The sequence below is a fragment of the Wenzhouxiangella marina genome (assembly GCF_001187785.1).
Lineage (GTDB): Bacteria > Pseudomonadota > Gammaproteobacteria > Xanthomonadales > Wenzhouxiangellaceae > Wenzhouxiangella > Wenzhouxiangella marina.
Genome location: NZ_CP012154.1, coordinates 3,194,742 through 3,204,949, shown reverse-complemented (window position 1 = coordinate 3,204,949; position 10,208 = coordinate 3,194,742). Strand labels below are relative to the sequence as shown.

Sequence of the window (10,208 nt, the reverse complement as noted above, 5' to 3'; positions counted from 1 at the left end):
AACCCACGAATCTATCCTTTGGACAATTTGAATCATGAGTGACCTCTCTCTCTACCGAAATATCGGCATCTTCGCGCACGTTGACGCGGGCAAGACCACCTCGACGGAGCGCATCCTGAAACTGACCGGGAAGATCCACCGGACCGGTGAGGTGCATGACGGTGCTGCAACCACCGATTTCATGGAGCAGGAACAGGAGCGCGGTATCACGATTCAGTCCGCCGCCACGACCTGTTTCTGGAAGGGTCACCGCCTGAACATCATCGACACCCCGGGACACGTCGACTTCACCGTCGAGGTGTATCGCTCCCTGAAGGTGCTCGATGGCGGCGTGGGCGTGTTCTGTGGTTCCGGCGGTGTCGAGCCCCAGTCCGAAACCAACTGGCGCTATGCCAACGATTCCGAAGTCTCGCGCATCATCTTCGTCAACAAGCTTGACCGCATCGGCGCCAACTTCTACCGCGTCGTCGAGCAGGTCAAGAACGTGCTGGGCGCGAACCCGCTGGTCATGGTGCTGCCGATCGGCACGGAAAGCGAGTTCAAGGGCGTGGTCGATCTGCTGACCCGCAAGGCCTGGATCTGGGATGACTCCGGTCAGCCCGAGAACTACGAAATCACCGATGTCCCGGCCGACATGGTCGACGACGTCGAGAAGTATCGCCAGGAGCTGATCGAGACCGCGGTCGAAATGGACGATGACGTGATGATGGCCTACATGGAAGGCGAGGAGCCGTCCATGGAAGACATCAAGCGCTGCATCCGCGAAGGCACCCGCACCCTGAAGTTCTTCCCGACCTACTGCGGTTCGGCGTTCAAGAACAAGGGCGTGCAGCTGATCCTCGACGCCGTCGTCGACTACCTGCCGAGCCCGACCGAAGTCGATCCGCAGGACCTGACCGACGAAGAAGGCAACCCGACCGGTGAAGTAGCGAAGGTCTCCGTCGACGAGCCGTTCCGCGCGCTGGCGTTCAAGATCATGGATGACCGTTTCGGTGCCCTGACCTTCGTGCGCGTCTACTCGGGCAAGATCAGCAAGGGCGACACGATCCTGAACTCCGCGACCGGCAAGACCGAGCGCGTGGGTCGAATGGTGGAAATGCACGCCAACGAGCGTAACGAGATCGAAAGCGCTCAGGCCGGTGACATCTTCGCCTGCGTGGGTCTGAAGAACGTGCAGACGGGCCACACCCTGTGCGATCCGAAGCACCCCTGCACCCTGGAAGCCATGGTCTTCCCGGAGCCGGTGATCTCGATCGCCGTGGCGCCGAAGGACAAGGCCGGCAGCGAGAAGATGGGCGTGGCCATCGGCAAGATGATCGCCGAGGATCCGTCCTTCCGCGTCGAGACCGACCCGGACTCCGGCGAGACCATCCTCAAGGGCATGGGCGAGCTGCACCTGGACATCAAGGTCGACATCCTGAAGCGCACCTACGGCGTCGAGCTGATCGTGGGTGAGCCGCAGGTGGCCTACCGCGAAACGATCACCAAGCCGGTGGAAGACAGCTACACCCACAAGAAGCAGTCCGGTGGTTCCGGTCAGTTCGGCAAGATCGACTACCGCATCCGTCCGGGCGAGCCGGGTAGCGGCTTCAAGTTCGAGTCGACGGTCGTCGGCGGCAACGTGCCGAAGGAGTTCTTCCCGGCCATCGAGAAGGGCTTCAAGCTCATGATGGATCAGGGTCCGCTGGCGGGCTTCCCGGTGCTGGACGTCGAGATCGAGCTGTTCGACGGTGCCTTCCACGCCGTCGACTCCTCGGCCATCGCCTTCGAACTGGCCGCGAAGGGCGCCTTCCGCCAGTCCATGGGCAAGGCCGGTCCGCAGCTGATCGAGCCGATCATGAAGGTCGACGTGTTCACGCCGGAAGACAACATCGGTGACGTCATCGGTGACCTCAACCGTCGTCGCGCGATGATCAAGGACCAGGAGCCCGGCCCGACCGGTGTCCGCATCAAGGCCGAAGCGCCGCTGTCCGAAATGTTCGGCTACATCGGTCACCTGCGCACCATCACCTCGGGTCGTGGTCAGTTCTCCATGGAGTTCTCCCACTACCTGCCGTGCCCGCAGCAGATCGCCGAGAAGGTGATCGAAGCGGAGAAGGAGCGCAAGGCAGCGAAAGCCGGCTAAGCGCGAGCTTCAAGGCAAGAAAACGAAACCCCGGTCGCGAACGCGGCCGGGGTTTTTTTTGGTGAGTGTGAGTCCGTTCGGATCGATCTCAACCGCGGTCGCCAACGGGCTCGTGGTCATTACGGCGCCCCAGTCAATGAGGGTTCAGCGATCGGCGGGTGTTTGTTACCATCGGAGTGAACCTTGGAGGTGTTCTCATGAAGCTGCTACGGCGCGGAACCCAGACGTTCTCTTTGCTGGTTGGCCTGGCTGCGTGCCAGCTCGTGACGGCAGGAAGCGGTCCTGAGCCCGGCACCTGCATCGATCCGCAGGAGTTCGAGCTCGCCGCCCTGATCAATCAGTATCGGGCCGACAACGCCCTGCCTGCGATTCCTGTGTCCACCGTGCTGACGACGGTGGCTCAATGGCATGGAGAGGATGCTCGTCTCAATGGCGGGACCATCTTCGGCGGAGGCTGCAATCTGCACAGTTGGTCCACGACCCGGCCAGAGCTCTGGGTCGGGGGTTGTTATCTTCCCGATCATTCGAACGCATCCCTGATGTGGGAAAAGCCGAACGAAATCTCCGCAGGCAGCTATACGGCCACCGGTTTCGAGATCGCCTATGTTGGACAGGGAGTGCTGTCGAATATCCTCACGGCCTGGCAGAATTCACCGGGCCATAATGCCGTGTTGCTGAACGAGGGGGTGTGGGAGAACTACAGCTGGCAGGCCATGGGCGTGGGCCTGGCGCCAGCGGGCGACGACCGCTATGCCTATGTCTGGTTCAGCACCGCCGCCGATCCATCCGCCCCGCTCGACGTCTGCGCGATGGAGCCGATGATCTTCGATGATCGATTCGAACAGCTGCTGCCCTGAGGGTCGAACATGAAGAGCATCCTGATCATTCTCCTTGTCCTGCTGTTGCTCGTTGCGGGCGGCCTCTACTACCTCGGCAAGAGCTCCGGCGACGGCGCCGCGCCCGGCCTGCAGGGTGGGCGCTTGGCGGCTTGCCCTTCGGCACCGAACTGCGTTTCCAGCGAGGACGGCACCCCGGAGGGCCAGCGGGTCGAGCCGTTCCCGGCCGAGGCCTGGGCGCGGATTCCTTCGATCATTGGCGAACTGGGTGGTCGGGTGATGCGCGAGGAAAGCGACTACATCGCGGCCGAGTTCACGTCGAGTCTTTTCAGGTTCGTCGATGACGTGGAGTTCCGGCGGGCCACTGATGGAATCCACCTGCGGTCGGCGTCGCGAGTCGGGTATTCGGATCTGGGCGCCAACCGCAAGCGCGTTGCCGCCTTGCGCGAGCAGCTGTCGGCCGGCGAATGATCTGACTTGTCCGTCGGCCCCAGGCATTTTGCCGTGGGCTTTCCCGCACGGGGCTCGATGACGTAGGATTCTGGGACAGTGGGCCGGCTTCAAGAGATTCCGGTCCCGGGAGCCTATCGATCATGGACCGCGAAGCGACCGCCATCGAGCTGATGGAGTCCTTTGCCGAGCGCAGCGGACTCGTCGGCGATCAGCCTCCGCGTCGGTACCTCTGGACCGATGCGTATGCGGTCTGTACCTTTCTCGCGCTCGACCTCCGGCGTCCTGAGCGCGGCTTCATCCATCTCGCCCGAGCCTTGGTCGAACAGGTGCACGATCTGCTTGGCCGGCATGCCGACAGTCGCCGCCCGCTCGGCGGCCTGGATGAGTCGACCCTGGCGGCCTATCCGACGCGCGCGGGTCTCCGCATCGGCAAGCCGTTGCCGGAGCGGGCGCCCGGGCAGCCCTTCGACGAGCAACTCGAATGGGAGCGCGACGGACAGTACTTCCATTACCTGACCCGCTGGATGCATGCGCTGGAGCGCTACGCGCTGGTGAGCAAGGAGGCCGAAGCGCATCGCTGGGCGGTCGAGCTGTGCCAGACGGCGCTCGCTTTCGTTCAGCGAGACGCGGGCGGTCGACCGCGGGCCATGGTGTGGAAGCGTTCGGTCGATCTCGATCGGGTCCTGGTGCCCTCGATGGGGCAGCATGATCCGCTGGATGGCTGGGTCACGGCGGATGAGCTGGCGGCGTCACCCTTGGCCTCGGACGATGAGCGCGCGCGTTTGTCGAAGGCGGCGGCGACCTATCGAAGCCTCGACGCCCCCAGTGCCTGGCCCACGGCCGATCCACTCGGACTTGGCGGCCTGATGAGCGCAGCGCGTCGACGTTGGTTCGATCGGCGGCCAGGTGAAGGGCCGGCGGTCCAGGAGGTCGAGGCCTTGCTGCACGCTGCCGCCCGGGGTCTGCAGGTCTGGATCGCTTCTCGATCCTTCGACGCGCCGGCTGCACATCGTCTGCCTTTCCGGGAACTGGGTCTGGTGATCGGTCTGCATGCCATCGAGTCGATCGCGGCCGATCCGGACCGTAACGCTCGGGCCGGTCGCGCGGCGCGCTTGCTGCTGGACCGGGCTGAAGCGCTTCCCGACCTGAGCGCCTTCTGGTGCGAGGCCGCCAATCGATCGGTTCCGTCCTGGACCGAGCATCTCGATATCAACGCCGTCATGCTGGCGGCCAGCCTGGTAGCGGAGGAGTAGCGCCATGTCACGATTCGACCGCGAGCGACAGACCATGGTCGAGCAGCAGCTCGAGAAGCGAGGTATCCACGATCCACGGGTGCTCGATGCCATGCGGACCGTGCCCCGCGAGGTCTTCGTGCCCGAGGCCTACCAGGAATTCAGCTACCGCGATGGGCCGCTGCCGATCGAAGCGGCGCAGACGATTTCCCAGCCCTACATCGTGGCCTTGATGGCCCAGGCTCTGGAGCTGAAGCCGGATGATCGCGTGCTCGAAGTCGGTGCCGGGTCCGGCTACGCCGCCTCGGTACTGAGCCGGATCGCGGCCGCGGTGTATGCGATCGAATATCACGAGGAGCTGGCCCGGCTGGCCCGAGGACGGGTCGAGCGACTGGGCTATGACAACCTGGAAATCATGCATGGCGACGGCACGCGTGGCTGGCCGGCCCATGCGCCCTTCGATGCCATCCTGGTGTCGGCCGGTGGGCCGGACGTGCCGCCCAGCCTGCTGGCTCAGCTGGCGATCGGTGGGCGAATGGTGATCCCCGTGGGCGATCGAACGCATAGCCAGGAGTTGTTGCGCGTTCGACGGGTGGCTGAGCATGAGTTCGAGCAGGATTCCCTCGGTCAGGTGCAGTTCGTTCCCCTGGTCGGCAGCGAAGGCTGGCGGGCAGGCGGGGCGCCGCCGCCGGAGCGGCCGCCGCACCCGTCCTTCTCGATCCGACGCCGCCATCTGGCCCATCGGATCGGCGAGGCGTCCGAGCCCTTCGATGCGATCGAGCAGGCCGACCTGTCCGGCCTGCTCGAACGGATCGGCGAGGCCCGGGTCGTGCTGATCGGCGAGGCGTCGCACGGCAGTTCCGAGTTCTACCGGATGCGGGCCAGGATCACCCGGGCCCTGATCGAAGAGCGCGGCTTCAACATCGTGGCCCTGGAGGCCGACTGGCCCGACAGCTCGATGCTGGATCGCTACGTTCGGGGATGGACCGGTCCGGCGATGCCCGAGCCACCCTTCTCGCGCTTCCCGGTCTGGATGTGGCGGAACCGCGAGACCCTGGACTTCGTTGACTGGCTGGCCGAGCACAATCGAGCGCTGACCGATCCGCAGCCGGCGGTCAGTATCCACGGCCTGGACCTCTACAGCCTCTACCACTCGATCCACGGCGTCCTGAACTACCTCGATCGGGTCGACCCGGGGGCCGCTGCCCGGGCCCGGGAACGCTATGCCTGCTTCTCGCCCTGGGAGCGTGATCCGGCGGTCTATGGCCGCGCCGCGGTGGCCGGCGAACGCGAGGACTGCGAAGACGAAGTGGTCCAGACCCTGACCGAGCTGCTGGCCCAGCGACTGGCCTATCGCTGCGACGATGGCGAGGCGATGTTCGACAGCGAGCGGAACGCCCGGGTCGTGCGCGCGGCCGAGCGCTACTACCGGGTCATGTACTACGGATCGCGCGAGTCGTGGAACCTGCGCGATCGGCACATGTTCGAGACTCTTGAGAGCGTGCTGGAGCATCGTGGCCCGGCTTCGAAGGCGGTGGTCTGGGCGCACAACTCGCACATCGGCGATGCGGCCGCCACCGAAATGGGCATGCGCGGTGAGATCAATATCGGCCAGCTGGCGCGCGAGGCCTGGGGCGATGCCTCCTATCGGATCGGCTTCGGCACCGATCATGGCACGGTCGCCGCCGCAACGAACTGGGATGGGCCGATGGAGGTCAAGCGCGTTCGCCCGTCCCTGGCCGAGAGCTATGAGCATCTGTTCCACCAGGCCGGACCGAGCAATCTGATCCTTCCGATCCGGCACGCCGAGTCGGAGCTGCTCCACGATGGCCTGAGAACGCCGCGCCTGCAGCGTGCCATCGGCGTGATCTATCGGCCCGAGACCGAGCGGATCAGCCACTATTTCCGCACCGTGCTGACCCGGCAGTTCGATGAGTACATCTGGTTCGACGAGACCCGTGCGGTCACTCCGCTGGACGAGACGGATCGGGCCGCGCTGCCGCCGGACCACCCGCTGAAGGCGGCGCCCGAGGCGGGATGAGCGGTCTTTTGCGCGGTCCCGCGATCAATCTGGACAGATCAGGCCGCGCGACAGCAGCCGGCGGATCATATCGAGCGCCTCGTCCTTCGAGAGCCCTTCCAGGTCAGCGGCAGAAAATCGTTTGCCGCTCATCGCATGATCGAAGGCGCTGCGCTTGGCGCCCAGGAACTCGCTGGAGCCCCCGCGGGTCACGACTTCGAAATCACCGCCCGGCTCGGCTTCCACGATTCGGAAGAGGGCATTGTCCTGTGCCCGATAATGCGGCTCGTCCGCGTGCGCGCTGGAGGCATGGCGAACGACGCCGGACAGATCCGGTGCGCGTGAGCGCAGATAGTCTTCGGCGATGAGGTCGAGGGGTTCGTCGAGTTCGGTCTTTGCAGCGAGCTCGGTCACGTAAGCCCTGAACTGCTCGCGCGCCTTGCGGCGATCGAAGCCCGGATTGGCATAACCGGGCGGCAGCGCCCGCCGCAGAGCGGGTGTCTCCAGCGCGGCCTTGGAGATCGATTCCAGCACCAGGTCGGCCCAGGTCCGGGTGACCAGGCCCAGGGTGATATGCAGCGAGGCCTCGTTTTCATGGGCATCCGCATCGTGCATCAGGCCGCGCGGAATGTAGACGCAGTCGCCGGGGTACAGTACGAACTCGGCCTCGGGCTCGCCGACGTCGTGGACGCCGGGCTGAAAGCGCTCGCCGCGGTACGGTTTGCCGACCGGTTCGTTGTAGATGCGCCAGCTCTTCGCGCCCGAGACCTGCATGACGAACACATCATGGCTGTCGTAGTGGGTCTTGAAGCCCTTGGCGCCGGGCGGGGTCAGGTAGATGTTGGTCTGCACCGAAGCGCTGAAGACCGGCTCGAGAGCGCGGACGAAGTCGCCCAGGGGTTTGTGATGGCCGTGCAGGTGCGGCGAGATGATCGTCGCCTTGTCCTGGTACAGGCGCAGCACGGCGCTGCGGTCGATTTCATTGTTGTCCAGGATGAAATCGGAGGGCGAGATGGGCGGTTCGGCGCGCGTGACGTCGATCTGCCCGTCATAGAGCACGTGGTTGGCGAGGTAGGCGTCGATCACGTCCACCGACAGCAGGTCACGATAGCGATCCGGGTCGTCGCGCTGGATCAGGTGGAAGCGTTCTTCGTAGATGTCATTGAAGAAGACGGTCGGCTCGATCGGGTCGAGCAGTCGTTCCAGCGCCCGGCGGGAATGCGGGTGGAGTGACGGGGTCGGGTCGAACTTGTGCATCGGTTGCCGTATCCAGTGATCGCGTTGCTGCTATTCAATAAAAAACGGCCGCGCGGTGCAGGCAGCCGCGCGGCCGTGTGAGGATCGATGGACTCGACGTCGGGGAACCGCTGAACAATCATGCTTGGAGCGCGTTTCAGTCGGAAAAGCCGCAGATTGTGCGGTGCGACGCGAGTGACAGTAGCCGTCGCTACGGCCGAGTGGCGCGACGCGCGAGATGCGGCTTTTCCGGCGAAACCCGATAGGGACAGGCCTTTGCGGGGCCTCCGCCTTGTTTGGTCTCGCTTATTTGGAATGACCAAACCGCGCTCACCCAAGCCAAGCCGGAGACTCCCGCAAAGACCTGTCGCGCCCGAGCATGATTGTTCAGCGGTTCCCTAGTCGCTGTCGGTGCAGCTTCTGCCGCTGCCGCCCGGGTCCGACTTGCTGCCGCCGTCACTGTCGCTGCAGTTGCGGCCTCGGCCCGCTCGATCCGTCGTGCCGCGTCCGCCGCCGACCGGATCGGCATTGTTCCCCGTGTCGCTATCCGTGCCGCCGCCGGCGTAGGAGGAGCAGCGCCCCCGTCCGACCTGGTCGGCATTGGAGCCCGTGTCGCTGTCGGTGCAGGCGTTGCCTCGTCCGCCGCCGACCGGATCGGCGTTGCGGCCCGTGTCACTGTCCGTGGCTTGAGCGCGAACGATCGACGTGCCCGTGATGACGCTCAGTGCGCCGATGCCGGCGGTGGCGCCGAGTCGGCTCAGGAAGGACCGACGATCCATCTTCTTGCTCATCTTTCATCTCCCCCGCTTCGTGGGAATGGCCTTGACTCCCGATCGACTATAAGCGAAGCGGACGGGATACCACAAGTCGTGGTTCTGGCCAGGCCTCGGGCGTCCTTGGCTTGCGGGCCGACGCTGGTGGGCGTCGAAGCTCAGTCCTTCAGAGATCCGTCACGACCCCAGCGCAGGTGCCCGGGCTGCGACTCGGCATCGCTGAATCGGAACAGCTCGGGCCTGGGCGCTTTCGGCAGCACCACCTCGATTTCCGTGACCTCGTCGGGACGAACGATCTCCTCGAAGTACTGCCTGGGAAGATCGAGGCGGAAGGTCTCCGGTTGATAGGAGGTCAGCGGCGAGTCGGTCTCGGCGTGGAACTCCATGAAGTAGCCGTAGCGGCGATCGAGCTTGTCGACGTTGATGAAGGCCACGAGGCGATTCCCGCAGAGCTGGTTCTTGTGGACGTGCTCGACCGCACCGGCGGACTCGTCCTTGCCCCGTCCCAGCACCATCCGGAAGTCCTTGATGGGCTGGTCGTGCTGGTCGACGAAGCGGAAGACGAGCTGGGCGTAGGGACCCTTGCGCTTCGGGTGGGCATTGGCGGCTTCCAGCTTGCGGCGGGCTCGATCCAGGTCCTCGTGGCTGTCGACGCCGAGGCAGTCCAGGATGAGCTGCAGATTCTGCCATTCCGGACGTTGGGGATCGGCCGCGCTGGAAATCGAATTCATGATCCCGTGTTCGGGTCCGGAGTGGGTGTATCGCGTCAGGGCGGCGAAGGGGGCGCCCGAGATCCCGCCGACCTGTTCGATCGTTCCCTCGGCCGCGAGGACCCGGTAGCGACGCATGTTCAGATTCGCCGCCGGTACCCGAACGACCATGTCGGAACCCGCTTCCCGGCCGGCCGAAAAGATCCGTTGCGCCAGGCTGTCGAGCTCCACGCGATCGCCGGTCAGGCAGAAGGCTCGGATGCCCTTGCCCGCCCAGTGTTCCGGATTCATCCATTCCGTGTTGGACTGCCAGGTGAACTCGCTGCCCAGTTCCAGCGCGTTCAGGAGCCGATGGCCCGTATCGCCGAGAAAGCGGACCGCCGCGATCATCGAGCGGCCATGGTGGGCCAGCCTGGAACCGCCATGGGGTCCGGCCAGGAAGACGATGTTGCCAACGGCTTTCGTCGATGCAAGCGCATCACGGTAGTGATGGACGACCCAGTGCCGCAGGATCAGGGCGCCGGTGCTGTGCGTGATGAAGTGGATGCGGTCGTTCCAGGGCGGTGGCCCGAGTGCGTCGACCAGGGCCCGCTGCAGGCCCATCGCCAGGTCGCGAATCTCGATCGCATTGTCCAGGCTGACGTAGCGGCCGAGGTGGACATGCTCGAGCTGCCAGCCGTGTTCGGCGAGCTTCGAGTGCAGCTCGCGGTAGGTTTCGGTGCTGGTCACCGACCAGCCGTGGATCAGGAACACCTGTTTCATCGAAGGCCCTCGCCATGCTTGCCAACCCCATTGGAGCATAATACTGTCCAGCGGCTATATG

8 protein-coding genes are annotated in these 10,208 nt (G+C 64.8%); 5 read left to right on the top strand and 3 right to left on the bottom strand.

The genetic code is table 11. The features are described 5' to 3' along the window. The first annotated feature begins 34 nt into the window (after positions 1-34). The 5 genes from fusA to WM2015_RS13510 all read left to right on the top strand — a co-directional run bounded on the left by fusA (position 35) and on the right by WM2015_RS13510 (position 6,687). Complete coding sequence (fusA, locus tag WM2015_RS13530; RefSeq protein WP_049726545.1) at positions 35-2,125, top strand: elongation factor G; 2,091 nt, start codon at positions 35-37, stop codon at positions 2,123-2,125. Positions 2,126-2,322: 197 nt separating this feature from the next. Further along, a complete protein-coding gene (locus WM2015_RS13525) occupies positions 2,323-2,982 on the top strand; it encodes a CAP domain-containing protein (protein WP_156201200.1) in 660 nt (219 codons plus the stop codon). A gap of 9 nt (positions 2,983-2,991) precedes the next feature. After that, positions 2,992-3,432 (top strand): DUF1499 domain-containing protein, encoded by a 441-nt coding sequence (locus WM2015_RS13520; RefSeq protein WP_049726543.1) that lies wholly within the window; start codon positions 2,992-2,994, stop codon positions 3,430-3,432. Positions 3,433-3,554: 122 nt separating this feature from the next. Then, positions 3,555-4,667 (top strand): hypothetical protein, encoded by a 1,113-nt coding sequence (locus WM2015_RS13515; protein WP_049726542.1) that lies wholly within the window; start codon positions 3,555-3,557, stop codon positions 4,665-4,667. Between the two features lie 4 nt (positions 4,668-4,671). Next, a complete protein-coding gene (locus WM2015_RS13510) occupies positions 4,672-6,687 on the top strand; it encodes a protein-L-isoaspartate(D-aspartate) O-methyltransferase (protein WP_049726541.1) in 2,016 nt (671 codons plus the stop codon). Positions 6,688-6,711: 24 nt separating this feature from the next. Here WM2015_RS13510 and WM2015_RS13505 read toward each other — a convergent pair whose 3' ends face one another. The 3 genes from WM2015_RS13505 to WM2015_RS13495 all read right to left on the bottom strand — a co-directional run bounded on the left by WM2015_RS13505 (position 6,712) and on the right by WM2015_RS13495 (position 10,147). Continuing rightward, positions 6,712-7,923 (bottom strand): cupin domain-containing protein, encoded by a 1,212-nt coding sequence (locus tag WM2015_RS13505; protein ID WP_049726540.1) that lies wholly within the window; start codon positions 7,921-7,923, stop codon positions 6,712-6,714. 377 nt (positions 7,924-8,300) lie between these two features. Next, positions 8,301-8,693 (bottom strand): hypothetical protein, encoded by a 393-nt coding sequence (locus tag WM2015_RS13500; RefSeq protein ID WP_049726539.1) that lies wholly within the window; start codon positions 8,691-8,693, stop codon positions 8,301-8,303. Between the two features lie 140 nt (positions 8,694-8,833). Continuing rightward, positions 8,834-10,147, bottom strand: a complete 1,314-nt coding sequence (locus WM2015_RS13495; RefSeq protein WP_049726538.1) for an esterase/lipase family protein — start codon at positions 10,145-10,147, stop codon at positions 8,834-8,836. Positions 10,148-10,208: the final 61 nt, after the last annotated feature.